The 24,895-nt window shown below is 44.2% G+C and carries 19 protein-coding genes; 5 read left to right on the top strand and 14 right to left on the bottom strand.

Features of this window, described 5'->3' with window-relative positions:
* Nucleotides 1-139 precede the first annotated feature (139 nt).
* Both L3V30_RS14410 and L3V30_RS14405 read left to right on the top strand, forming a co-directional pair.
* The gene (locus tag L3V30_RS14410) at nt 140-643 is read left to right on the top strand and encodes a hypothetical protein (RefSeq protein WP_237309169.1); all 504 of its coding nucleotides are present in this window, start codon (nt 140-142) and stop codon (nt 641-643) included.
* 86 nt (nt 644-729) lie between these two features.
* Nucleotides 730-2,361, top strand: a complete 1,632-nt coding sequence (locus L3V30_RS14405; RefSeq protein ID WP_005394878.1) for an ABC transporter ATP-binding protein — start codon at nt 730-732, stop codon at nt 2,359-2,361.
* A 241-nt stretch (nt 2,362-2,602) separates the two neighbouring features.
* Here L3V30_RS14405 and L3V30_RS14400 read toward each other — a convergent pair whose 3' ends face one another.
* Both L3V30_RS14400 and L3V30_RS14395 read right to left on the bottom strand, forming a co-directional pair.
* A complete protein-coding gene (locus L3V30_RS14400; protein ID WP_237309168.1) occupies nt 2,603-4,636 on the bottom strand; it encodes a prolyl oligopeptidase family serine peptidase in 2,034 nt (677 codons plus the stop codon).
* A 121-nt stretch (nt 4,637-4,757) separates the two neighbouring features.
* Nucleotides 4,758-5,657, bottom strand: coding sequence for a LysR family transcriptional regulator (locus L3V30_RS14395; protein WP_005375112.1), 900 nt, complete (start codon nt 5,655-5,657; stop codon nt 4,758-4,760).
* A 162-nt stretch (nt 5,658-5,819) separates the two neighbouring features.
* On the opposite strand from L3V30_RS14395, the gene L3V30_RS14390 reads away from it, so the two are divergent.
* Both L3V30_RS14390 and lldD read left to right on the top strand, forming a co-directional pair.
* The gene (locus L3V30_RS14390; RefSeq protein ID WP_237309167.1) at nt 5,820-7,511 is read left to right on the top strand and encodes an L-lactate permease; all 1,692 of its coding nucleotides are present in this window, start codon (nt 5,820-5,822) and stop codon (nt 7,509-7,511) included.
* A gap of 315 nt (nt 7,512-7,826) precedes the next feature.
* A complete protein-coding gene (gene lldD, locus L3V30_RS14385; RefSeq protein ID WP_005383962.1) occupies nt 7,827-8,966 on the top strand; it encodes an FMN-dependent L-lactate dehydrogenase LldD in 1,140 nt (379 codons plus the stop codon).
* Between the two features lie 92 nt (nt 8,967-9,058).
* Here lldD and L3V30_RS14380 read toward each other — a convergent pair whose 3' ends face one another.
* Nucleotides 9,059-9,406, bottom strand: a complete 348-nt coding sequence (locus L3V30_RS14380; protein ID WP_005375109.1) for a helix-turn-helix transcriptional regulator — start codon at nt 9,404-9,406, stop codon at nt 9,059-9,061.
* A gap of 300 nt (nt 9,407-9,706) precedes the next feature.
* Here L3V30_RS14380 and L3V30_RS14375 point away from each other — a divergent pair, with 300 nt between their 5' ends.
* Nucleotides 9,707-10,810 carry a mechanosensitive ion channel family protein gene (locus tag L3V30_RS14375; protein ID WP_046875767.1) on the top strand — a complete coding sequence of 368 codons (1,104 nt, stop codon included), beginning with the start codon at nt 9,707-9,709 and terminating at the stop codon, nt 10,808-10,810.
* A 72-nt stretch (nt 10,811-10,882) separates the two neighbouring features.
* Here L3V30_RS14375 and L3V30_RS14370 read toward each other — a convergent pair whose 3' ends face one another.
* The 11 genes from L3V30_RS14370 to L3V30_RS14320 form a co-directional block, all read right to left on the bottom strand.
* On the bottom strand, nt 10,883-11,602 hold the full coding sequence (locus tag L3V30_RS14370; protein ID WP_237309166.1) for a carbonic anhydrase: 720 nt from the start codon (nt 11,600-11,602) through the stop codon (nt 10,883-10,885).
* 141 nt (nt 11,603-11,743) lie between these two features.
* On the bottom strand, nt 11,744-12,715 hold the full coding sequence (locus tag L3V30_RS14365) for a spore coat U domain-containing protein (protein ID WP_237309165.1): 972 nt from the start codon (nt 12,713-12,715) through the stop codon (nt 11,744-11,746).
* On the bottom strand, nt 12,712-15,087 hold the full coding sequence (locus tag L3V30_RS14360) for a fimbria/pilus outer membrane usher protein (RefSeq protein WP_237309189.1): 2,376 nt from the start codon (nt 15,085-15,087) through the stop codon (nt 12,712-12,714). Before L3V30_RS14360 ends, L3V30_RS14365 begins: the two co-directional genes overlap by 4 nt.
* 31 nt (nt 15,088-15,118) lie before the next feature.
* The gene (locus L3V30_RS14355) at nt 15,119-15,877 is read right to left on the bottom strand and encodes a molecular chaperone (RefSeq protein ID WP_109169221.1); all 759 of its coding nucleotides are present in this window, start codon (nt 15,875-15,877) and stop codon (nt 15,119-15,121) included.
* Nucleotides 15,878-15,916: 39 nt separating this feature from the next.
* Entirely contained in the window at nt 15,917-16,453 is a 537-nt protein-coding gene (locus L3V30_RS14350) for a spore coat U domain-containing protein (protein WP_237309164.1), read from the bottom strand.
* Nucleotides 16,454-16,987: a spore coat protein U domain-containing protein gene (locus L3V30_RS14345; RefSeq protein WP_233059815.1), complete on the bottom strand. Its 534-nt coding sequence runs from the start codon at nt 16,985-16,987 to the stop codon at nt 16,454-16,456.
* A gap of 377 nt (nt 16,988-17,364) precedes the next feature.
* Nucleotides 17,365-18,396: an L-threonine 3-dehydrogenase gene (gene tdh / locus L3V30_RS14340; protein ID WP_005394871.1), complete on the bottom strand. Its 1,032-nt coding sequence runs from the start codon at nt 18,394-18,396 to the stop codon at nt 17,365-17,367.
* Between the two features lie 44 nt (nt 18,397-18,440).
* Nucleotides 18,441-19,634, bottom strand: a complete 1,194-nt coding sequence (locus tag L3V30_RS14335; protein WP_005394869.1) for a glycine C-acetyltransferase — start codon at nt 19,632-19,634, stop codon at nt 18,441-18,443.
* A gap of 212 nt (nt 19,635-19,846) precedes the next feature.
* On the bottom strand, nt 19,847-22,177 hold the full coding sequence (locus tag L3V30_RS14330; RefSeq protein WP_237309163.1) for a bifunctional diguanylate cyclase/phosphodiesterase: 2,331 nt from the start codon (nt 22,175-22,177) through the stop codon (nt 19,847-19,849).
* A complete protein-coding gene (locus tag L3V30_RS14325; RefSeq protein WP_005394865.1) occupies nt 22,174-23,106 on the bottom strand; it encodes a transporter substrate-binding domain-containing protein in 933 nt (310 codons plus the stop codon). The genes L3V30_RS14330 and L3V30_RS14325 overlap by 4 nt, the downstream gene beginning before the upstream one ends.
* 62 nt (nt 23,107-23,168) lie before the next feature.
* Nucleotides 23,169-24,578, bottom strand: coding sequence for an aminotransferase class V-fold PLP-dependent enzyme (locus tag L3V30_RS14320; protein ID WP_085342558.1), 1,410 nt, complete (start codon nt 24,576-24,578; stop codon nt 23,169-23,171).
* Nucleotides 24,579-24,895: the final 317 nt, after the last annotated feature.

The following is a 24,895-nucleotide window of genomic DNA, read 5'->3' as shown; positions in this document are numbered from 1 at the left end:
TGCTTAATTTTAAGTGATTTACCTTCAACCCTAGTTTAATTGGACATTTTATGAGCACAAAAGTGATATCAATACGCACTTGCAATTGATAATCAATTTCATTTAATATCAAAACAAATCAACTCTTGTGGAGATGGACATGAATATTGAGCAATGCTGGATGCGCTACTTGAAAGCAGAGCAATTGATGGAACAAGGCCATTGGCCCGAGGCACATCGTTTATACGACGATGTACTCAGCAATCTACCCAACCACATTCATTCGGCGCTCGAAAATGCTCACACCAAACCTTGTCAGTTTGTCTGTCTCATCACCGGGCTGAGAGATGCGTGCGTTGCACAATCGGAGATTCTCAACAAACTCGGATTACAGCGCGATGCTTTTTCAACACTCAATCAAACGTACGCACTATTTCAATTCTTGCAATTAGAGAATCATGAACTTATTGAACGTGTGGGTCATTTACTTGGTCAACAAAGTGAAGACTTGTTAGCTCATATGGCGGCATTTTGCTCTGCTCAACGCAATGCTCAATGGATGATTGAGCTAGACCATGTGACGCGCGCGCATGAGCAGTTTTTGCATTTGCAAGCGATGAGTTCAGCGGACTCTTCGCCTTATCATCATCACCTCTACAATTAATCTAGAATCCAAGCAATGAGGTCTGCCAGACTTCGCGCTTCCCATTGCTTGTGTTTCATTTGCTTTATCAACCACAAGGATCTGTGATGTCTTCTAAAACCATTCTTTCGGTGAATAACTTATCGGTCAGCTTTACGACAAACGATGGGATCGTCGATGCAGTAAAGAATGTTAGCTTCGATTTAAAAGCAGGCGAGACGCTTTCCATCGTTGGGGAGTCTGGGTCTGGCAAGTCAGTATCAACCAATGCATTGATGAAACTATTGCCAGACAACGCTATTTTGCATACGAACTCATCCATCATGTTTGAGGGTAGCTCCATCTTGGATAAAACGGAGCGTGAAATGCAAAGCATTCGCGGTGATCGTATCGGTATGATTTTTCAAGAGCCGATGACCTCACTGAACCCATACATGCGGGTGGGGATCCAAGTTGCTGAGGCCATCATGTGCCACCGTCCAGTGGATAGACGGAAAGCCAAAGCGAGAGTGTTAGAGCTGTTTGAACTGGTTCACATGCCAGAGCCAGAGAAAGCGTACAGCAAATATCCGCACGAGTTTTCTGGCGGTCAGTTGCAACGCATCATGATTGCAATGGCATTGATTAACGAACCCGATATTTTAATTGCCGACGAACCAACCACCGCGTTAGATGTCACGGTTCAAGCAGAAGTGCTGCACCTGATTAAAGAAATTCAGGCTCAGATGGGCATGGCAATCCTATTTATTACTCATGATTTAGGCGTCGTGAAACACTTTGCCGACCGTGTCATTGTGATGTGTAAAGGGGAAGTCGTCGAAGAAGGCGAAACGCAAACACTCTTCGAAGACCCAAAGCACGAATACACACGTATGCTGATCAACTCGATTCCAAAAGGCAGTAAGGACCCTATTAGTGAGAGTGCTACACAACTATTAAAAGCTGACGATATACGAGTCAAATTCTTGATAAAGTCGCATTTTATTGCCAGTAAAAATGAGCACTTCGAAGCCGTAAAAGGCATTTCTCTTGAGCTCAAACAAGGGGAAACACTCGGGATTGTTGGGGAATCCGGTTCAGGCAAGTCTACCCTCGGCCGCGCACTGATAGGCCTCCTGCCATCCACAGGTAAAATCGAATACAAAGGCCAAGATATGGCTTTGCTGACAAACAAAGAACGTTTTGAGCTGAAAAAAGACGTTCAGATGGTGTTCCAAGACCCTTATGGTTCGCTTTCTCCTCGTATGACTATCGGCGAGATCATCACGGAAGGATTAACTGTCCACCAACCAATGTTGAGCAAAAAAGAACGTATGCAGAAAGCACGCGACGTGCTCCGTGAGGTTCGCTTAGATCCCGCGTCCATCAACCGTTATCCGCACGAGTTTTCAGGAGGCCAGCGTCAGCGTATTGCTATCGCGCGAGCACTGATCCTTGAGCCTTCGTTTATTCTGCTTGATGAGCCAACCTCTGCATTAGACCGCTCGGTGCAACTGACAGTGATTGACCTTCTGAAAGATTTGCAGAAAAAGCATAACATTGGCTACTTGTTTATTAGCCACGATCTATCAGTCGTCAAAGCCCTTTCTGATCGTGTTCTTGTCATGCAAAAAGGCGAGGTCATGGAACAAGGTACGGCCGAAAATATTTTCCAAAACCCTAAAAATGACTACACGAAAAAACTGATAGATGCCTCATTTGATCTTGAAAACAGTGAAAATCAGCACAATGCGGCTTAGGTTCATCACAGTTTCATATTCATAAACTAGGATTAAGAAAAGGTGATGATTTCATCTTGTCTTAAGAATGGCGTAGCTGCCTTTCGGTTTGGCCGCCGAGACTGGTTGGTTCAAGAGTCAGACTTAGTCAACCTGGCTCACATACAAGCAAACAGTATGAATTGAGTTCCCCCAACCATGAAAAATGCCGCGACAGTGTCGCGGCATTTTTTATTCTCAGAAGCTTCGAGCAACTAAAGCATTAAATCGACTCAATACCCATATTATGTAACGTAAATGCATACACGTCTGTGGTGAGGTCAATTTGCTTACTCAGCGGCATCCCTGCACCATGACCAGCATTGACATCAATGCGTATCAATACTGGATTAGCACCTTGCTGCTTGTCTTGCAGCTCCGCAATAAACTTGTACGAATGTGCTGGAACCACACGATCGTCGTGATCGGCGGTTGTCACCAATGTCGCAGGATACTGCACGCCTTCTTTTACATTGTGAACAGGAGAGTAGCCAAGCAAGTATTGGAACATCGCTTCGCTTTGCTCAGACGTGCCATAGTCATACTTCCAGCCTTCTCCAGACGTAAACGTGTGGTAACGCAGCATATCAAGCACGCCAACCGCAGGCAGCGCGACTTTGAATAGTTCAGGGCGTTGCGTCATACACGCACCAACCAACAAGCCGCCATTTGAACCACCGCGAATCGCTAGGCGATCCGAGCTAGTGTAGTCGTTTTCAATCAGGTATTCCGCCGCCGCAATAAAGTCATCAAACACGTTTTGCTTTTGCTGCTGAGTGCCTGCGTTGTGCCAAGCTTTACCGTATTCACCGCCGCCTCGCATGTTGGCGACAGCGTAAATACCACCCAATTCTAGCCAGTTGGCCACATTGCCAGAAAACATCGGAGTGAGGCTGATATTAAAACCGCCATAACCATACAGCATGGTTGGCGCACTACCATCAAGTGCGATGCCCTTCTTGTATGAGATGATCATCGGTACTTGCGTGCCATCTTTTGAGGTGTAGAACACCTGTTTTGATTCATACTCACTGCGATCGAATGGCGCTTTTGATTCTTGAAACAGCGTCGATTCACCAGACTCAACATCAAATGAGAAGATCGTCGGTGGCGTCACGTAGTTAGTAAAGGTGTAATACAGCGTGGTTTCTTCTTTTTTACCCGCTAGACCATAAGCCGTACCCTCTCCCGGCAGTTCAACATCTCGAATCCATTCACCTTGGTAGTTAAACTGCTGCACTTTAGAAAGTACATCCACCATATAAGTCGCAAACAGATAACCGCCACCTTTGCTGATTTCTAACGGCTGTTCTTGTTCAGCAATCACATCCATCCATTGCGCTGTTCGGGTGTTGTAGCTGACAACTTTACCATTCGGCGCATCTAGGTTGGTGTAAAGCAGCAAGGTTTCGTCTTGACTATCAATCAAGTAGGTGTCGCCTTGCGTTGTATCACGAAGCGTCACAATCGCTTGGGACTCAGACTGTAAATCGATATAAAACAGACGATTACCCGATGTGGATTCTGCGCCAGAAATAATGAGGAAGCGATCGTCCGTCGTCGTGGTACCAGACACATAACGGTGAACCTGCGTATCCAACTCACCGAAAATCACTTTATCTTCGGACTGAGGTGTACCAAGTTCATGATAATAAAGCTTGTGATGTTCAGTTCGCGCAGATAACTCACTGCCTTGCGGCTTATCATAGCTTGAGTAATAGAAGCCTTTGCTGCCCCGCCAAGAAATCGACGTAAACTTCGCATCCATAATCTCAGGCTCTAACTGCTCTTTGGTTTCCGCATCAATAACAAAGATCTTGCGCCAGTCACTGCCCCCTTCCGAGATGGAATACGCGACCAAACGATAATCTTTCGAGAAGCTGACTTCGCCAAGAGAGGTCGTGCCCTCTTCAGAGAACGTATTTGGGTCAAGGAAGACTTCGGCTTCTCCCTCCCCTTTACGACGATACAGCACGCTTTGGTTTTGCAAACCGTCGTTTTTGTAAAAGTAAGTATAATCACCGCGCAAAAATGGCTGAGAGTATTTCTCGTAATTTTGACTGTTTGCGACCAAGTCACGAATCTGTTGGCGATACGGGATCTGACCAAGAAAATCGAATGTTACCGAGTTTTGACCCGAAACCCATTGTGCGGTTTCTTCGCTGCGATCATTTTCTAACCAGCGATAAGGGTCGGCAATGTCGTGACCAAAGTAAGTGTCCACGACAGAATCTTTACGTGTTTTTGGGTAATGCATAACGTCCGTGTTACTCCGTTGTTTTTATTAAGTTGTTTATTTTCATATCGTTTTATTGCGGTGACCACCTTAGAGCACCCAATATTGATTTCAACGACATTGTTTTAAATCTATGAAGAACCTAGAAATAATGAGATATCGTTAAGTAACGATCACGAATGTGCTCAATAAGCAGTTTCACTTTATTCGGTGGTTGACGAGTAAACGGGTACACCGCATAGATACCCAACTTTTTACCCACTAGTTCGGGGAAAATATCCACCAGCTGGCCATTACGAATATCGTGGTACACCAAACAGCGCGGGACGTAAGCTATACCATGGCCGCCCAGAGCGGCTTTACGTAATGCGGTCGCGTTATCAGTAGAAAAGCAGCCCGAGACTTTGACGATGTAATTACCATCTTCTCCTTTGAACTCCCAGTCTGTTGCACCTGTGGTTTGGTAAGCGTATTGCAGACAATTGTGCGTGGTGAGATCAATCGGCTCGATCGGCTTCCCATTTTTAGCGATATATGAAGGGGACGCGCATACCACCCATTGGGAATCGAGAATATGTCGTGCGATCAAACTGGAATCGGCTAGGTAGCCAGTTCGAATGACCAAATCATAGCCATCAGCAACCAAATCAACAAAACGATTATCCAATGACATGTCCACGGTCAGGCCCGGATGAAGGTTACAAAATTCCGCAACGGCATCAGCAAGTATCAAATCTCCAGAGATACAAGGCACGGACATTTTTATGTGACCGCTCACATTCTCTCCAAAGCCTGCAACAGCGTCCATAGCCTCCTGAGTGGCCTGCTTCACATTTTTAGCACTGTGGAGTAACACCTTACCTGCTTCGGTTAAGGTCAATTTACGCGTTGTTCGATATAATAGCTGCGCCCCTATCTCTTCCTCCAACCTTGCCATTCTTTTGCTAACTACCGAATTTGTAAGGTTATTTGCTTCTGCAACCTTACTAAAACTGCCCAGTTCGATTACTTGAGAAAATAGGATTAAGTCGTCTGCTCTCATACGATTATGTCACTTTTGGAATTAATTATTTTCATTATTTCCCTATATCAACAAAAAATAAAGGAGTAAATTCACGCCAAATTAACAAAACCATTACAACAAAAAGTCACCTCTACAGCGGATTGACACCGTTCGAGAAGTCAGCGTACGAAGGATGTACAAATGAGTGAAACCCTACTTGCCCTAGTGGCATTTTCGCCAATTGTTGTTGCCGCCATCTTATTGGTTGGTCTCAACTGGCCTGCTAAAAAAGCCATGCCTGTTGCGTTCGGTTTAACCGTCGCTATTGCCCTAATGTTTTGGGATATGTCAGCCAATCGCGTACTGGCTTCTGTATTCCAAGGGCTAGGCATTACTGTCTCTGTTCTATGGATCGTGTTTGGTGCCATCTTCTTGCTCAACACTTTAAAACACACTGGAGCGATCACCACTATCCGTAATGGATTTACCGATATTTCAGCTGACCGCCGTGTGCAAGCCATCATCATTGCTTGGTGTTTTGGCTCATTCATTGAAGGCGCATCAGGGTTTGGTACCCCGGCAGCAATTGCTGCACCACTACTGGTTGCAATCGGCTTCCCTGCGCTAGCCGCTGTCCTAATGGGCATGATGATTCAGTCAACGCCTGTTTCATTCGGTGCGGTGGGTACACCAATCATCGTGGGTGTAAACAAAGGTTTAGACACGCATAACATCAGTGAATCTTTGGCTGCACAAGGCGCAACATGGGAAATGTACCTGCAAGATATCACCGCGCACGTTGCTGTGATTCACGCTGTTGTAGGTACGATGATCCCTGTATTAATGGCGATGATGTTAACACGTTTCTTCGGCAAGAACAGAAGCTGGAGTGAAGGTCTGGATATTCTACCATTTGCTTTATTCGCAGGCGTCTCTTTCACTGTGCCATACGCGTTAACTGGTGTGTTCTTGGGTGCAGAATTCCCTTCACTTATCGGTGGTTTGGTTGGTCTTTCTATTGTTGTTACCGCAGCGAAAAAAGGCTTCTTAGTACCAAAGACTAAGTGGGATTTCGAAAGCGAAGACAAATGGCCTGCTGAATGGCTGGGCTCGCTAAAAGTCGATCTAAACGACAATCCAGGCAAGCCAATGAGCATCGTAAAAGCTTGGGTACCATATGTAATGCTGGCGGTAGTTCTCGTCGCAAGCCGCGTAAGTCCGGAACTGAAAGGCTTTGTACAAAGCGTAAGTTTGTCGTTCAGCAATATTCTTGGTGAGACTGGTGTGAGTGCCGCTATTCAGCCATTGTACCTGCCAGGTGGCATCCTCGTGTTTGTCGCACTGCTTGCCGCAATGTTACAAAGCGGTAGCGCAAAGCCATTGCGTGAAGCGTTTGGCGAGTCAAGCAAAACACTGATTGGCGCGGGGTTTGTCTTGGTATTTACCATCCCGATGGTTCGTATCTTCATCAACTCTGGTATTAACGGCGCTGACCTAGCAAGCATGCCGGTCACAACAGCGAACTTTGCCTCTGACCTTGTCGGTTCTGCGTTCCCAGCACTAAGTGCCACCGTTGGTGCGCTGGGTGCGTTCATCGCTGGCTCAAATACGGTTTCAAACATGATGTTCAGCCAGTTCCAATTCGAAGTGGCACAAACACTGTCTATTTCGAGTGTGATTGTTGTGTCGCTTCAAGCCGTTGGTGCTGCCGCAGGTAACATGATTGCGATTCACAACGTTGTTGCCGCATCAGCCACCGTAGGCTTACTTGGCCGTGAAGGCGCAACATTACGTAAGACTATTATCCCTACGTTCTACTACATTGTAATGACGGGCATTATTGGTTTGGTGTTGATTTACGGCCTCCAAATGACGGATGTCTTGATGAAGTAACGCGAAACGCAGGGTTTGTAGCCCTGCCTAATTTGACACAGCTGTCAGCACTACTACCCCGACATGTTGATTTAGCTTGCTACATCAATCCCCCCGGCAGCTGTGTCATCCTTTCCAATTTGTATAACTGATTGAGTGATTTAACAAAATTTTTCAATCAATTATGTAAATGAGTTACCAACATCACCAGTTCAAACGTAAGTGAACAATAGGTAACTATACTCATTTTGATGCCTTCACTGCTTTGCGATGAAGGCTCAACGAAAGAGCAAATTGCTCCACAACTTTGCTTAGAATAACCGCTAGGACACCATTATGATTATCTCAGCTTCTACTGACTACCGCGCTGCCGCGAAAGCCAAGCTTCCCCCGTTTCTATTCCATTATATTGATGGCGGCTCTTACGACGAACGCACGCTGAAGCGTAATACTGACGATTTGGGTGATGTCGCTCTTCGCCAACGCGTCCTACGCGATATGACAGATTTGAGCCTAGAAACCGAGATCTTCGGTGAGAAACTGGCAATGCCAATCGCGCTAGCTCCTGTTGGTCTAACTGGTATGTACGCGCGCCGAGGCGAAGTGCAAGCAGCAAAAGCAGCCGAGAAAAAAGGCATCCCGTTTACTATGTCGACTGTTTCGGTTTGTCCGATTGAAGAAGTCGCACCTGCAATTGAACGTCCAATGTGGTTCCAGCTTTACGTGCTTAAAGACCGTGGCTTTATGAAGAACGTGCTTGAGCGTGCAAAAGCTGCGGGCGTCACAACGCTGGTGTTTACCGTTGATATGCCAGTTCCTGGCGCGCGTTACCGTGACATGCACTCAGGCATGAGCGGCCCTAACGCAGCCATGCGTCGTGTATTCCAGGCGATGCGCCACCCAAGCTGGGCACTGGATGTGGGTCTACTTGGTAAACCGCACGACTTAGGTAACATCTCAACGTATCGCGGCGAACCAACAAAACTAGAAGATTACATCGGCTGGTTAGGCGCAAACTTCGACCCGTCTATCTCCTGGAAAGATCTTGAGTGGATTCGTGACTTTTGGGATGGCCCTATGGTCATCAAAGGCATCCTCGACGAAGAAGACGCGAAAGATGCGGTACGTTTCGGCGCGGATGGCATTGTGGTATCTAACCATGGTGGTCGTCAGTTAGATGGCGTACTTTCAAGTGCTAAAGCACTACCAAGCATTGCAGATGCGGTAAAAGGCGATCTTAAGATCTTTGTGGACTCAGGTATCCGTACTGGTCTTGATGTGGTTCGTATGCTCGCACTGGGTGCTGACTGCACACTACTTGGTCGTTCATTTGTGTACGCATTGGCTGCACAAGGCGGCGCAGGCGTTGAAAACCTACTGGATCTGTACGATAAAGAAATGCGTGTAGCTATGACGCTGACAGGCGCGAAGTCTATCGCGGATCTTTCTCGCGATTCGCTAGTGAAAATCCCATAATCTTTGCAGGCGATTAAAAACAGAAACGAAAAAACGAGCCACAATTGGCTCGTTTTTTTATTGCTCTTCAACCCGATAGTTTGACGAGCAAGCTAGCTTACTTGGTGAACGTACTCAATCACGACTTGGTTTCCGTCGATAAACACGTTACTGATATCGCCATCCACCGTCACACGATTTTGTAAATAAACGGTACCAGATGCAGATAGATCACGCTCCGTCAAAGACGGAATCACCTGACCAGGACGTACATGTAGCTGCTCGCATAGCTGTTTTACAAAACCTAGCGTCAGTGGAGAATTACCACGTAACAAGCCAGAAAACTCGTGTAGACTCAAACCAAGGCGCTTCGCCATTTCCATTTGAGTGATGTGCATTTTGGCTTTTTGTGACATCCAGATGTCGTAGAGCGCGTTTCGATCCAGCTCTGTAAATTCCATATCTGCCTCCGCTAATTCAAGAGCCAATACACTCTCACACTTACTTAAGATAAATGTTAGCGATAAGTCAGAGAAGTTATAATTGATCGTTCAAATATCAACGCATATCGGAGATGACGAAGCTCCGCACACGAATGGAACGGCGGCTCATCACCCAGTTTTGACCACTCACTTTTCACCTCACGAAATAGCCTACCTCAGGCGATTTATACATAAGTAAATGATTTAAAGGAAATCACTGGGGTGAAGGAGTAATATCTGCTACCTTTCCTTCCATGGTTCACTAGAAAGAAGTTACATATGTCACAGTGGTTTACCGATTTGCAAAGCTATATTGAAACATCTCATCAAGATTGGAGTGGGAGTGTCCTTTTCATTACACTCGCCAGCTTTATTGCTTGGATAGCTTGGCGACTGATCCGCTCTCGTCTCGCAGTTCTAGTAGAGAAAACCCCTTTCCACTGGGATGACATGTTGCTTGACGCGCTAAAAGCGCCAGTCAGTACACTCATTTGGTGTTGGCCAGCAACCGTCTCTATCGGCATCATATTAGAGAGCGAGCTCAACGATAAAATAAACTGGTTAAGCACGCTGAAACTGATTTTGGTGATCAGTATCTTCGTCTGGACCGTTATGCGACTCATCACCAATGTTGAAGAGTACGTCCTAGAACAAAAAAACCGAGATGAAACCACAGTGCAAGCGATAGCTAAAGTCGCGCGCTTGTTCTTTATTACCGTCGGAATTCTCACTGTGATGCAGGCGTTTGGCTTGTCACTGTCAGGATTGCTCACCTTTGGTGGTGTCGGTGGTTTAATCGTTGGTTTAGCGGCGAAAGATCTGCTGTCGAACTTCTTTGGCGGCCTTATGATCTACTTCGATCGTCCGTTTAAAGTTGGCGACTGGATCCGCTCTCCAGATCGCCAAATTGAAGGTACGGTAGAACGAATTGGCTGGAGAATGACCATCATCCGAACTTTCGATAAGCGTCCTCTTTATGTGCCAAACTCTGTGTTTAGCAACATAGTCGTAGAAAACCCATCTCGCATGCTAAACCGACGCATCTACGAAAAAATTGGACTTCGTTACGACGACGCCGAAAAAATGCCGCAAATCATTACAGCGGTGAAAGAGATGCTTAAGAATCACAAAGATATTGATGCACGCCAAACGCTTATCGTCAACTTCGATACGTTCGGTCCATCGTCACTGCATTTCTTCATTTATACCTTCACAAAAACCGTGAATTGGGTGAGATACCATGAGGTTAAACAGGATGTTCTTCTTCAAGTAATTAACATCATTAAAGAACACGAAGCAGATATCGCCTTCCCAACTCAAACACTCAAGCTCGACCCAGTTCAAATGATAAAAGCTGAAGAGCAAGAAGATCACGGCTTCTAATTTCCATCAATACCAATAACAAAGCCCGCTTTATTCAAGCGGGCTTTTTCATTTTTTATTTGCTTGGATTGGTTAGTGTTGCATTAACACCATACGAGCATTCAATGGTTGGATAGGACGATTGTTTTTCCCCATCACTGTCGTAAACGCTTTAATCTGCTCAGGGGAAATAGTTTGTGCTTCTTTCATCACTAACCAACGTACCCCTTCAGAGCATGGTGGTGTCGTTAGTGAGCCATTAAAGCGATAATACGCTTTGTCTTTTGGAAGCAACGCATCCGCTTCAAATGGCAATTTAATCTCTACACCTTGATCTTTACTTGGTATGCTTGCTATTAACTTCGCTAAATCTGGGTTCGCTTTTCCGGATTGAAAAAACACGGCCACAACCGCCAAATGGCCAGTTGTATCAGCATGCACAAAGTGCGCTTCTAATGGGTATTCTTTGCCATCCACATGGTTTTCTGACGGAGTATGGAAGTGGAACTGCTTTAACGTGAATGCATTGCCATCAATCAACAGTGTGTTGTCACCCTCTAGGCTGGTTTGCAGGGTGTGGCCGTTATTGAGCAATGAGATTGCTTTGCCATGGTAGTCGAACTGCAATTTGTCTAACTTCGCTTCTGCTGCGGAGACAATATTAATTGGGCTTTGGTTTTGACCTTTGGAACATTCAGACGCAAACTCGCCCCAATGCTCAGGCCCGTGACTCCCCTCGTAACCCCAGCTTGCTGCGTAAGCTGTTCCTGTAAATACCAACGCCAAACCTAGTGCTGCCAGTGACTTCTTCATAGTTTTCCTTATTCCTTCAAGTTAAATGTTGTGAAAACAAAACCATACTAATCGCACAGAATTAAGCGGGAATAGAGTGAAAACTATGATTACAAAAGTTTTTTGGAATAGATGCCTCTAGTTATGCAATTGATATGATGCTCAAAATTGAACATCAACGATTATCGAGTCGGTATAAGTGCCAGCTGGTGGGGTGGTTTGGCTTGTTATTATCTCTGCGCGATAATTGAAGTTCTGCGGAGTGATGCCATCGGGAATGGTGTCACCCGTATCCACATCGCTCTGTTCACGACGTTCAGAACCAGTATGCCCCCACCGCTCCGTCGATGAGGATTTATAGATTTCATACTCCAAATAGTTACCGCCAGATGCCATCCGTCGTTGGCCTCCGGAGGCATTCACACCGTCGTTTAAACCAATGGTAAAAGCACTGTTCTTGGTACAGGTTAATGATATAACCTGACTGACAGGGTCAAAACCTGCCACCAATGGTGATGAACCAAAATTAATATCTGGCGCCGTGATCATACAATCGGGAGTGACTTCCAACTCTACCGTAATCAAGCTTTGTGCATTGCCTGTTTCTCGCCCAAGACATACGCCTCCAACTCCAATTCCTGAGCAATAATTCCAAATCCAAGACACCGTAATTTGGTCTCGATAAGTCCCTGCTGAGAGATTACTACCAGCTCCTGTCCGGGCATAAAGCGGAAATTCAGCTTGAGTGCCAAATAAACCTAGTAAATCGAGCAGCCCAATTTCAAAAAAATTGTAAGTTTGGCCAAAAATGTACTCTTGCGAAAGGCTTGGATCTCCAAAAATCTGATAGCTAAGTTCCGAACTGATATCCGCCGCATTAAGCAACCGCCCATCGTTAGCGCTGTTAAACGTTGCAGACACATAATCGCCACTCAACAAAGAAACAAGTGTAGAAAAGTCACACGTTATCCCTGCGTGTGGCTGGGCTGAGCTCTGTTGCTGAATAGTTGAAACGGTAAACGAGGAAACGCTTCCAAATTGAATCAAAGGCGTCGGCGCAGTGAGCTCACAAGCCATGTTACCGGACGATATAAAAAGAAGAAAAAACCAAAGATAACGAGAATACCGACTCATAATTGTACCTCTGATTTTTGCTCTTTCGTGCAGACTTGTTTACCTAATGTCTGTATTTTCTCGCTCCGTGTTTGATAGAGCCCCGTTATAAATACTTTACATGGTGGAAAGCCTTCGGGGTAAAAGATAATGTACTCACCTACATTACGCCCCTCAAAATACGTCACTCCATCCCAACCAATTTGCCCTACCACTCCAGTATCTGATTGACCATAAGTTCCTAATGGCAAGTAGGCGTCATTTTCATCAACAACCTCCATGCTTAACGCAACTTGCAAAGCTATTGGGAACTCGAGCAAATAGCCGTACCCAGAATGTATCGACGCGTATTGTTCTGTTGTTGGGAAAAAAGCATTGGCTGGTAATCTAAGCGGATCAATTTCATATTTTGCGGTGTAATATGCCATTGCCCACGGCACAAGTAAGTAACCGTCATCATCAGTCAATCCAACGACTTGATTCTCATATTTGACGGGCACACCTTCAAAACCGCTAGTACTGACAACAGCGAAACTATCGTACACATTATTTGCAGGGAATATTTCACCATCGAGTGACGCAACCGAACCCGACATTTCGGCAAAATAATCGTAATTACCACTCGTCCCGTTTAAGCCCGCTCGGAACTCCGCCCAAGAGGCTCGGTAAGTAACATCGGCCTGCTTTCTATTGTCAGGCTTTTCATTAATATCATGCGCTAAGTTGATTCCCCAACCACCTCGAATCGGCGCAAGTCGACTAACACTAGCACGGCCACTAAGATGACCATCGCTTTCACGCTTCATGGTTAATCCCGCGCTACCAGAGAAAGCGCTCAAAGGTAATGAGAATTGTGCTAACGTAACGGCCTCCCCACCGATGTTTCGATTAAACGATAATGACATGTTGATATCGAACGGAAGCGAGCGGCTGTAAGTTACATTAAGTATTCTCGATCGAGAGTCGGTTTGCTGAACATCAAAGTATCCCCCTGACAACGAACCCAACTCATTCAGCCGGGCGCCAACATTTATCTGAGAGACATGCCGAGACAAATTCTCTCGCTCGTTAGTGCCGTCACTTCTCAAGCTCTCTGGTGTTTGGGAGAGCGTGTAAAATCCCTCGCTCTCAACTTGGGTACGAGCGGCAAAGCTAAACATTCGAGATTGATAACTATAACCAACTGAATAGGAACTCGCTCTCTGCTCATAATTGCTAAACCTTACCGCCCCATCAATCGTTCCCATATTGAATAGGTTGGTAACAAAACCGACTCCCGCAACAATTAAGTCATCTTTCGCTTCGGTTTGTGCCTCCAACGTTAGCCAGTTTGTCATTCCGTGCCTCGCAGCTGCGACAACAGCACCATCGCCATAGTCATTTGAAGCGTTGCCATAGTTCCGGCGTAAAGCACCAAAACTAGCGTTGTAAGAGGTATAATTAGCCTTCAGCAAGTTAGCTGAAAGGAAAAATGGACTGGTCATTGCAGTCCGCCTTCCCTGGGCATCCGTTGCAATCACTGTCGCTTCACCAGCTCCCGATACCATTGGAATATCATTGATAACAAACGGTCCCGGCCCCACAAACATTGAATCGGTTTTTAATCCGTTTACAAATAAATCTAACGTCGTGGGAGCAGTTACTTCGCCATAAAATGCAGGTAAAGGTGCGGTAACCACGTCTGGACGCATAGAGAAGTCATGTGACAGTTGAATACCAGCCATTCGAACTGGTTGACTCCACGCAAGGGGCCTCACAATGTAATCCCCTACTTCAAAGCGCAATCGACGACTTTGATCAACATATTCGTACCTCGTGTCGAAGCGCGTATATTTATTACTTTGTTGCGCTTGAACGTCTCGATGAAGGTTAGATTTAAATATTCCCGTCGTAGAAAGTACGCCGAATTCGGAAAAGGCTCTCAATTCGTGGTTAATAGATACTTCTTTTTGACTACTATCATGATCATAAACACCAAACACACTGTAATTAAATAACCCACCAGTTCCGAATTTAGCGGGCGAAAAACGCCTCCTGTTCTGCGCAGAAAAGCGTTGCATCGGCAACCAATTAGGAGGCACTGTGATTAATAATTGCAGTGACGATTGCAAATAATCGACCTCTACACCCGATATTGATGTTATGTCTAACTTCTCTTGCGTCCCAGGTAATACATCCGCGACCACGCCAGCAGACAGTAAATCGTCTCTATACACGAAGTAACGCTCGCCTTTACGTTCAACATCCGCGATTAAATCAGTCGGTCGTTGATTAATGACTAGTTCTAACGACAAATGAATATTTTCAAAGTTCTCATAAGAAAAGTTCTCAGGACTAGGTAACTGCGATAAATGGGTCACTACGTTGTCGCACCAACCCACGCCAGGCGTCATACTGGTAAATAAACAAGATAGATATAAAATCTTATTCATTTTGTTCGAGTGGAATAACGTAACGCTTACCTTCAATATCCGCCTTTACTTTTATATTTTTCATATTGGAGTAAGAAATAGGCCACGTTTTATATTGCTCAGGTAATATATACCCTGCTAACCCTTTCGAAACGATAAAAGGCGATTGGTTTGGCGCGGTCACTGCTAGGTTGACTAATCTGACATAGTGATTACTGGTGTTTTCTATATGAATAAGGTTCTTATCTTTACTCTTTATAATCTTTGCCTGTAGTCCGCTCCAAACTTCATTTGTTCCTTGGGATTGTCTTTTCATCCCTTTACCGTACATAAACAATGGTATGGAATATCTCATTCTCACTTTTACTGCCAGATCATTTTCTTTATTTTCATCTTGAGGCCCTTTAGCTGGCGGGAGTTCATCGATGATAATACGATATGCGTACTCTTTATTCGAAAGCGCTCCATCTTGATTTAATATACGAATAAGTTGCTTGGCACCAGGTGCAATTTTCACAAAAGGAGGCGTAGCTATCAGTTGTCGTTGCTGCGCATATGTATCCTGCCCATCCTTCTGCCCCCACTGAAAAATACGAACCTGCAAATAAAAATCTTCAGTGCCTTGATTAACCATCCAAATTGATGTCGCATTCGATTCAGAAGATATTTTAGGGTAAATAGGCCAAATAAGGAGAGAATTAGCATAGGCCTGTGAAGTTAACGTTGATAAGAAAATAGTGACGAAAACCAGTCTTTTTATTATTAAATCCATTTAATTTCTCCGAAGGTTATCATTTCTTCGAAACAGCGCTTACCACTCAAGCGTTAAGGTAAGAGTATCTGTATAAATACCAGCGATTTCATTTCCATTTAATATCGCCTTTGCCCAAATTGGCACCTGAATGTTGTCAGGGTCTTCATTAGTTCCAACAGAATAGGGGGTATCAATGTCTAATACTTGAGAGTGTTCTGCATCTTCAAATAATAAATAATCCACCGTACTCGACTTTTCTGTGTGCTTCAGCTTGCGTACCCCTACCGAAGCGTTCAAACCACCGTCAATCTTAATATTCATGGCTATGCCAGGGGTACAACTTAACGTAAGCCCACCGTTGTAGGTGATGCTGCCTTCTACTTCCGCAGCATAAATAGCAGAATGTTCACCAAAGTTTAACTCTCCTATTGTTCCAATTTGAGTGTTACTCTCTTCTGTCAGCGCACCATTGATCAGACATCCCGTATCAATGGTTGCTGACACTTGGAAAGTTTCACTCTGCGCGGCAAAAATAGGATAGGAAAAAGTGGCACAGGCGGTGAATAAAAATGCTTTGAGTAATATAGAGTTCACTTACCAACTCAGAGTTACGTTTAGTGTATCAACATAATTTCCTGCGACGCTGCTGGTACCGTATGCCGTGGCGTACAAATTAATGGTCTCTGAATCAACACCATTAAATGTAGAGAGTGCTATAGGATTACTCGAGGTAAACTGGGTAGAACGATCTGAATCAGTGAAGAGAGTATAATCCACAAACTCGGATCCGTTGGTCATTGCGTGATTACCTGTCGTCGAACTGGGATCGTTGGCACCACTGACTAAAGAGAAAGTAGGCGTGACTCCATTGCTGCAAAGTATTTCGATCCCCGTACCACCTTCCCCAGTCAAGACTGCTTCTTGCTCAGTAAAAATGGCCGGAACGTCACCAAAATTTAATGAGCCAAAACCAATATTACTGGAACCGTTCACCGCATTGTTGCCATTAATGACACAGCCTTCCACTAAATTGATCGAAACATCTATCGTACCGCTAATTGTCTCTGCCCTCGTTTGTAAGCTCAACACTGTAAATAACAAGGGAATAATCAAACAAAAAATTTTCATATGAAGCTCCATTTCTATCTCTGTGAACTCTATACAGATGATTGTATTATTAGTTATAGCTCAACAAATAAAACAAAGTGCATATCGAGATTAAAAAGATAAAAAGAAGTCAGTTCATTGTAGTTGTCAAAAGAAAAGCAGAGCTTTACACCGAGATATTCTTTTAGGTTGGAATATAAAACCACCAATTAACCATATTAAATAGAAGGTCTTTAGTGTATTCTGCATACGTTGAAACACGAAGAAGGCAGTTTTTTCTGAATTAGACAGCTTTTAGAAACGAAAAGAGATAGGGTGTGAGCTAAATAATAAAAAATCTAAGCGTTTAAAAAACGAAAAAAAACGCCCCTTTCGGAGCGCTTTCTTGTTTGAGCAGATTATTCCCAATCAAGGATAACTTTGCCAGACATGCCTGAACGCATGACATCGAAGCCTTCTTGGAAGTCATCAATCTTGTAGTGGTGCGTGATAATTGGTGATAGATCCAAACCAGATTGAATCAGTGAAGCCATCTTGTACCATGTTTCGAACATTTCACGACCATAGATGCCTTTGATAACTAGGCCTTTGAAGATCACTTGGTTCCAATCAATGCCCATATCTGATGGTGGAATACCGAGTAATGCAATACGACCACCGTGGTTCATTGTGGTTAGCATTGAGTTGAATGCCGCTGGGTTACCAGACATTTCTAGGCCTACGTCAAAGCCTTCTGTCATGCCTAGTTCAGCCATTACATCTTCAAGCTTCTCTTCAGCAACATTTACTGCGCGTGTTACACCCATTTTACGAGCTAGCTCTAAACGGTACTCGTTTACGTCTGTGATAACCACATGACGAGCGCCGACGTGTTTCGCAACTGCGGCGGCCATGATGCCGATTGGGCCAGCACCAGTGATGAGCACGTCTTCACCGACTAGATCGAAAGAAAGCGCAGTGTGTACCGCGTTACCGAACGGGTCGAAGATCGATGCTAGATCGTCAGAAATCTCGTCAGGGATCTTAAACGCGTTAAATGCAGGAATCACTAGGTATTCTGCAAATGCGCCTTCACGGTTTACACCCACACCGATCGTGTTGCGACACAAGTGAGTACGACCGCCACGACAGTTACGGCAGTGACCACAAGTTATGTGACCTTCACCAGATACGCGGTCACCAATTTCAAAGCCACGAACTTCCTGACCAATCGCAACCACTTCACCCACGTATTCGTGACCGACAACCATAGGTACTGGAATTGTCTTTTGTGACCATTCGTCCCAGTTGTAGATGTGTACGTCTGTACCACAGATAGCGGTTTTCTTAATTTTGATCAGAATATCGTTATGGCCAACTTCAGGTTTATCAACCTCAGTCATCCAGATGCCTTCTTCAGGCTTTAGCTTTGATAATGCTTTAATTTTCATAATGTAACCTTAATTAAAGGCCCTATTATCTAGGACCTAGAGTCTTAAATAAGACCCATGTCCTTACCAACTTCGATGAACGCATCAATTGCACGATCTAGCTGCTCACGAGAATGCGCTGCTGACATTTGAGTACGGATACGCGCTTGGCCTTTTGGTACCACAGGGAATGAGAAGCCGATTACGTAGATGCCTTTCTCTAGTGCTCGCTCAGCAAATTCTGCTGCCACTTTCGCATCACCTAGCATGATTGGAATGATCGCATGGTCAGCGCCGCCCATTGTGAAACCAGCAGCTTCCATACGTGCGCGGAAGTGTGCAGCGTTTTCCCATAGACGGTCACGTAGGTCACCGCTCTCTTCTAGTAGATCTAGAACTCGGATAGAAGCGCTTACGATTGCTGGTGCAACAGAGTTAGAGAATAGGTATGGACGAGAACGCTGACGTAACCAGTCGATCACTTCCGCTTTACCTGATGTGTAACCGCCTGAAGCGCCACCCATTGCTTTACCTAGCGTACCTGTAATGATGTCGATACGGTCAACCACATTGTGGTATTCGTGTGTACCTGCACCCGTTTTACCCATGAAGCCAACCGCGTGAGAGTCATCAACCATGGTCAGTGCGCCGTATTTTTCAGCTAGGTCACAAATAGCCGGAAGGTTCGCCACTACGCCGTCCATTGAGAACACGCCGTCAGTAACAATAAGAATGTGGCGTGCGCCCGCTTCTTTCGCAGCAATCAGTTGTTGCTCTAGCTCTTCCATGTTGTTGTTTGAGTAACGGAAGCGCATTGCTTTACATAGACGAACACCGTCGATGATTGACGCGTGGTTTAGTGCGTCTGAAATAATTGCGTCTTCTTTACCGAGAATGGTTTCAAACAGGCCTGCATTTGCATCGAAGCAAGAGGTGTAAAGAATCGTATCTTCTTTACCTAGGAACTTAGACAACTTCTGCTCAAGCTCTTTGTGGATGTCTTGAGTACCACAGATGAAACGTACTGAAGCCATACCAAAGCCGTGTTCGTCCATACCCGCTTTACCCGCTTCAATTAGCGCAGGATGGTTAGCAAGACCAAGGTAGTTGTTTGCACAGAAGTTTAATACTTCTTCACCGGTAGAGATTTTAACAGCCGCTTGCTGCTGAGACGTGATTACGCGCTCTGATTTGTAAAGACCTTCAGCCTTCACTTCTTCAATTTGCTGCTGAATCTGTTGGTAGAATGCAGAAGACATTTGAAATTCCTTCCTGGTTATTTTGGCGAGTATTTACTCGTTTAGAATTAGGTTGAGCCTTTATGTGACGGGCATCACGGGCTATCACTCATCAATTAATTGTAGTGTAATTCAAGGAAGGAAGAAGGATTATCCCTTAAGGTGGAAAAGCATTAATGAATCCAAGGCACAAATTCAATTAATGCTTTCCTATAATATTGTAATAAAAGGAGTTATAGCCCAGTTGGTTGTTTAAGTAGTGCTTCAAAGTCCTTAGCTGGTAACGGGCGGCTATAGTGGAAACCTTGCCCGAACTCACAGTTTAAGTCTTTTAGATAATCGACATGACGCTGTTCTTCAATGCCTTCAGCGACAATCTTAAGGTTCAGCGCTTTCGCCATTGCAATGATCACGTTGACGAGCTCACGATCGGAGTCGTTCTCGAACATATTTTGCATAAAGCTGCGATCAATCTTAAGGCGATCGAACGGGAATTTCTGTAAGTAACTCAACGCAGAATAGCCAGTACCAAAGTCATCGATGGTAAGCTTAGTGCCTAACGCTCTTAAGTTATTGAGCATGTCTAATAGCTCTGAGTCGTGGTTAAAGAGAAGGCTCTCTGTCACTTCAATATCGAACTTATCTGATGGAAGACCAGACTCCTCAAGGCTGTTCTTAATAAACGCAAGTAAGCGATCACAATACCTAAATTGAACACTGGAGAAATTCACAGAAACAAACAGCGGCGTCAGACTTTGCCATTGCGCCGCTTGGCGGCACGCTTGCTGGATAGCGAATTCACCAATTTGATGAATCAAGCCATTTTTCTCAGCAATAGAGATAAACTCTTCAGGATTTACGAACCCGTACTTCTCATCATTCCAACGCATTAACGCTTCTGCGCCAACAATTTTACCACTGCGCAGCTCAATAATAGGTTGATAATACAACTCTAGTAATTGGCTGGAGATGGCATTTCTTAGTCGATTTTCCAAATCCAAATAGCGTTGCAAGTCTTGGTTCATATTGTGGTTATAAAAGCAGAAGGCATCGCGTCCATCTTGCTTCACGCGATACATCGCCATGTCAGCACAGGCGAGGAGCTGCTCGGCATTATCTCCATCATCCGGAAATACAGACATTCCGACGCTGCTACTCAAGAAGAATTCATGGTTGTTCCATACAAATGGATCGTTAAACGCCGAAAGCACGCTTGAAGCAACGCGCTTCGCGGTGTCATTATCAGGCAAGTCAGGAATCACTAATAAAAACTCATCCCCACCAATTCTCGCCAATAAGTCTGTTTTTCTCGCGACTTGATGCAGTCGTTGAGCACTAAGTTTAAGGATCTCGTCGCCAACAAAGTGACCCATTGAATCGTTAATCTGCTTAAAGTGGTCTAAATCAATAAACATGACCAATACTTTTGAACCACTACGTGACGCTCTAATCAACTCCAAAGCCAGTCTCTCAGAACCGTAGCTGCGATTAGGCAAGTTAGTCAACGTATCGTATTTAGCTTGGAAGGCGAGTTCTTTTTCAGACGCTTTTCGGCGTTCAATTTCGTTAGTTAGTTTTTGGTTCTGTTGAGAAAGAATGTCTTTTCGCTTTTTCTCTTCTTCAAGTTTAATTTTCAATTCAATTCTATTATTGTTTGTAATGAACGCATAACACAGCGCAATAACAACCATAACAGCAAGAATACTCAAACCGAGAATGAAGATCCGTGATGTGAAAATATCTCGCTCACTCAAAGGCTCAAACCAAGCCATAAGTTTGAAGTGATGTTTTTCAACAGGCACTTCAAAATATATTTTTCCATCAACGGCTTCAGATATTAAATAATTCTCATCTTTATTATGAGAAGACGTTTTATTTATTGTATCCCATACGACCATCTCAACGTCTTTTATTTTGAGCACCATCCGGCTATAACTGTCTTCGTGCTCTTGATTAGTGAGCTGATCAATAACAATGTTTTTATTGAGATCTGCAATTAGAAAGGCAACTGGCTTTCCAGAGAACTTGACTTGCTTGATGACTTGAATACGCACGTCGTCGTTATATCGAGTTGCACAAACCTCTTCGGGATGCCCATGTTGAGTCATTAAGGTTTGGATATCCACCTTCTGCTCTGTGTTGTCTTCAGAGCCCGTCGTGACAATCGTTGTGCCATCACTGCCTACCAGTGTGAGCTTTTTATAGATTTGGCTGCTATTAATTAACTTACCATCTATCTTTTCATCGAAACGACGCTTCAAGTTAATTAAACTCGCTCCTAATCCGTACTCCATTGACATGCCAGAGGCTAAATTAGCAAAGAATGTTTGTACTGTTTTATCTGTAGATAAATTATCAACATCCTCACTGGCAATGGTAAATAAATTATCGAGTGTGCTTGCGTAGCTTTTTACTTTTAAACCGAGTTCCCTATGTTGGGATTCTTTTAATTTATTTTGCCCCAAACTTGTCACAACAATAAGCATAGCTAAATAAATAGAGACTAATATTGCGCTTATTGCAATAAATTTTTTACTGGATATTTTTTTAACGGCCTTTTTCATCGGGTTTTCTTACTATCTTCTATGAAGTAATCGTTATAAAAGTAGTAAATAGATGGATAGTATTTTTTTACTAATTTTTCGTAGGTTCCATCTTTCTTTATTGAATCTAAATAACGATCAAATGCTTTGCGTAATTCCGGCGAGTTTTTCCGGAATGCAACAGCCATTTTCTGATTTTCGGATACTGGACCAATGACTTTTATTTCACCTGGCCATTTTTCTAATGCAATTAACGTATCGGCGACGTCTAGTAATGTGCTTTCCGCATCATTTTTCATTATCGCTGGCACCATCTCATTCAGAAGACGAGCCCCATCAGGCAGTATGACTTTTGCGCCTGTGTCATATAAGTCATAAAGGTTAGGGTCCAAGCAAGAGTGCTCCAACGCCAACACTTCGCGACCATGAATAAGCTGCTTGACGGTTTTTACATCTTCATCAACCGACCCACTGGGTTTAATCGGACTCAGCGTGGAATCTGTTCTGGAAACTAACCAAACGCCTGACGGGAAGTAATCTTGTGAAAAGTCTAAAACTTCAGAACGCCAGTCAAGAATGGTAACGCCATTTGCGATCAAGTCCCCCTCGATTGGAACACTTTCTCCCACGACGGCTTGCTTATTATGGTATTGAACATCTTGGCCCGTCAGCTTACCGACCATATCGCTCCACTGAGCTGGAACATATTGGTACTTAACGCCCAACGACTTGGCAAAGCCTTTTACTATCTCTACATCTAAGCCAGTCAAGGTTTCCACTTCACCTTGTTCAATATAAGAAACGAAGTTAGCGTACGGCACACCAATATGGCGCAACACTCCGCGATCACGGATCTGTTGTAAGTCGTCTGACCAAGCGGAAGAGGACATAACAGAGGCCGCCATAAGCGCCATCGCCGCTAAAGTTCTTTTGAATGTTTTGACTGACATAATAATATCCTTACCTTTCACAAAGCGCCCAATCATGGGCGCTTGAGTGATAAACAACGATGTTAGAACGACGAGTAATACAAATTCGTCATCGCCACCACGAGCCCTTCAACATCCTGCTCGTCATGGAACAAGTGCGTGGAGATACGGAGTGCGTAAGTATCAAAGTCATCATCTTTATGCAGCTTAAAGCTGGTTGTTCGAATGATGTAGCCATATTCTTCACGCAGACGATCTCTGAATTCAGTCAATATGTCTTCATTCGTCACATCAGAGAATGGGTTAACTGTGGTTAAGCCACTCGTTAAACCTTCCACGTTTGGTGAGTACATTTGGGCTTGTGGCAAGTACTCTTGAAGTAAGGTTTTACACAAACTACCAAGACTTAGAACACGTTCCTCAATGCGGTCACGGCCAATCTCATCCCACATTTTACAGCTATCAACTAACGCTTGTTTAGCAGGATAGTTGTCGTTCCCGATGTACTGCATCTGTAACTGCTTGCCTAAGTAATCCGCATGAGAAAGTGAAGAGTTGATCAACCACAACGGGTTATCACGATCACTCCAATACTCATTCAAGCGATTGGCGTTATCACGTACGTACAAAATACCGGTTGCGCCAGGACCACACTGCCATTTGTGGCCAGAACCTGCATAGAAATCACAATCCATATCATGGAAATCGAGGTCAAACATACCGACAGTATGCGCTCCATCTACAAGCGTAGGCACACCATATTCTCTCGCTAAAGCACAAATGGCTTTGGCTGGTAACGCCGTTCCCGTTTTATAGGTGATATGAGAGAACATGATGAGGCGAACGTTTTGATGCGCATCAAGCGCGTCGCGGAAAGCTTGGATGTAATCTTGTTCAGAAACGTCTTCAGTACCGGTAAATACTGGTAGTTGAATTTCAACAACATCGACGCCAAAACGATGTTTTGCGACGTTCATCGGTGATGTTGCAGCCATATGCTCATGGTGCGTCGTTAGAATCACATCGCCTGGTTCAAAGTGTAAGCCGTTAATGATCGAACATAGACCATCAGTAGTATTGCGGCTGAGAATGATTTCTTCTGGGTTAGCACCAAAGCCAGGCGCTACTTCTTGAACCATCTCAGAGACATAAGGCCAAGAGCCAAATTTGCCCTTCATATCCCAAGGATACTTAGCCACCAACTTGTTGTTATGCTCATAATCTTGAAGAACTTGTCTTGGCATAGAACCCGTTGTGCCAATGTTCATGTAAGTCGTACGTTTATCCAAAACGAACTGTCGTTGCACTTTACGCCAAAAGCGCTTATCGTGTTTTCTACCTAGCCCGCGGCTGCTCCAATCAATTTTCTGTTCTCGTGCTTGAACTGCGCCCGAGAAAGCGGAAGCACTCACACCAGCAACAACAGCTCCTGTTGCGCCTTTCAGAAAATTACGGCGGCTGCTATTAGTCTGAATAGATTCCTTGTCTTTCATCTTTTTCAATCCTTGTCGGAAATTAGCCATATTATTAATTTTAAGTGCGTAACTATCTGTTACTAAAACATTATTACCCATTAAAACCAGAGTTTAATTTTTTCCTCTGCCATTAAGTGACTTTAGTTCCAATTTTTTATCTTATTTGATGATATAAGCAACAGTTTGACCACAAACCTATAAACAACCATATTCACATTAAAATATTCATTAAATTGATTATTTTTTATAGAAGACAATTCCGACAACTTCTTTATAAAACAATTATGAGCTTTGTTATAAAGTCATTAAAAATTTAACTTTGCGTTAATTTAAAA

This window comes from Vibrio sp. A1-1, assembly GCF_021728175.1.
Lineage (GTDB): Bacteria > Pseudomonadota > Gammaproteobacteria > Enterobacterales > Vibrionaceae > Vibrio > Vibrio diabolicus.
The sequence above is the reverse complement of the archived record's forward strand: the minus strand, read 5'-3'. Positions and strand labels throughout refer to the sequence as shown.

Coding starts and splice junctions, on each gene's coding strand:
- L3V30_RS14410 (WP_237309169.1), top strand. CDS start 140: ATGAATATTGAGCAATGCTGGATGCGCTACTTGAAAGCAGAGCAATTG.
- L3V30_RS14405 (WP_005394878.1), top strand. CDS start 730: ATGTCTTCTAAAACCATTCTTTCGGTGAATAACTTATCGGTCAGCTTT.
- L3V30_RS14400 (WP_237309168.1), bottom strand. CDS start 4,636: ATGCATTACCCAAAAACACGTAAAGATTCTGTCGTGGACACTTACTTT.
- L3V30_RS14395 (WP_005375112.1), bottom strand. CDS start 5,657: ATGAGAGCAGACGACTTAATCCTATTTTCTCAAGTAATCGAACTGGGC.
- L3V30_RS14390 (WP_237309167.1), top strand. CDS start 5,820: ATGAGTGAAACCCTACTTGCCCTAGTGGCATTTTCGCCAATTGTTGTT.
- lldD (WP_005383962.1), top strand. CDS start 7,827: ATGATTATCTCAGCTTCTACTGACTACCGCGCTGCCGCGAAAGCCAAG.
- L3V30_RS14380 (WP_005375109.1), bottom strand. CDS start 9,406: ATGGAATTTACAGAGCTGGATCGAAACGCGCTCTACGACATCTGGATG.
- L3V30_RS14375 (WP_046875767.1), top strand. CDS start 9,707: ATGTCACAGTGGTTTACCGATTTGCAAAGCTATATTGAAACATCTCAT.
- L3V30_RS14370 (WP_237309166.1), bottom strand. CDS start 11,602: ATGAAGAAGTCACTGGCAGCACTAGGTTTGGCGTTGGTATTTACAGGA.
- L3V30_RS14365 (WP_237309165.1), bottom strand. CDS start 12,715: ATGAGTCGGTATTCTCGTTATCTTTGGTTTTTTCTTCTTTTTATATCG.
- L3V30_RS14360 (WP_237309189.1), bottom strand. CDS start 15,087: ATGACGCCTGGCGTGGGTTGGTGCGACAACGTAGTGACCCATTTATCG.
- L3V30_RS14355 (WP_109169221.1), bottom strand. CDS start 15,877: ATGGATTTAATAATAAAAAGACTGGTTTTCGTCACTATTTTCTTATCA.
- L3V30_RS14345 (WP_233059815.1), bottom strand. CDS start 16,987: ATGAAAATTTTTTGTTTGATTATTCCCTTGTTATTTACAGTGTTGAGC.
- tdh (WP_005394871.1), bottom strand. CDS start 18,396: ATGAAAATTAAAGCATTATCAAAGCTAAAGCCTGAAGAAGGCATCTGG.
- L3V30_RS14335 (WP_005394869.1), bottom strand. CDS start 19,634: ATGTCTTCTGCATTCTACCAACAGATTCAGCAGCAAATTGAAGAAGTG.
- L3V30_RS14330 (WP_237309163.1), bottom strand. CDS start 22,177: ATGAAAAAGGCCGTTAAAAAAATATCCAGTAAAAAATTTATTGCAATA.
- L3V30_RS14325 (WP_005394865.1), bottom strand. CDS start 23,106: ATGTCAGTCAAAACATTCAAAAGAACTTTAGCGGCGATGGCGCTTATG.
- L3V30_RS14320 (WP_085342558.1), bottom strand. CDS start 24,578: ATGAAAGACAAGGAATCTATTCAGACTAATAGCAGCCGCCGTAATTTT.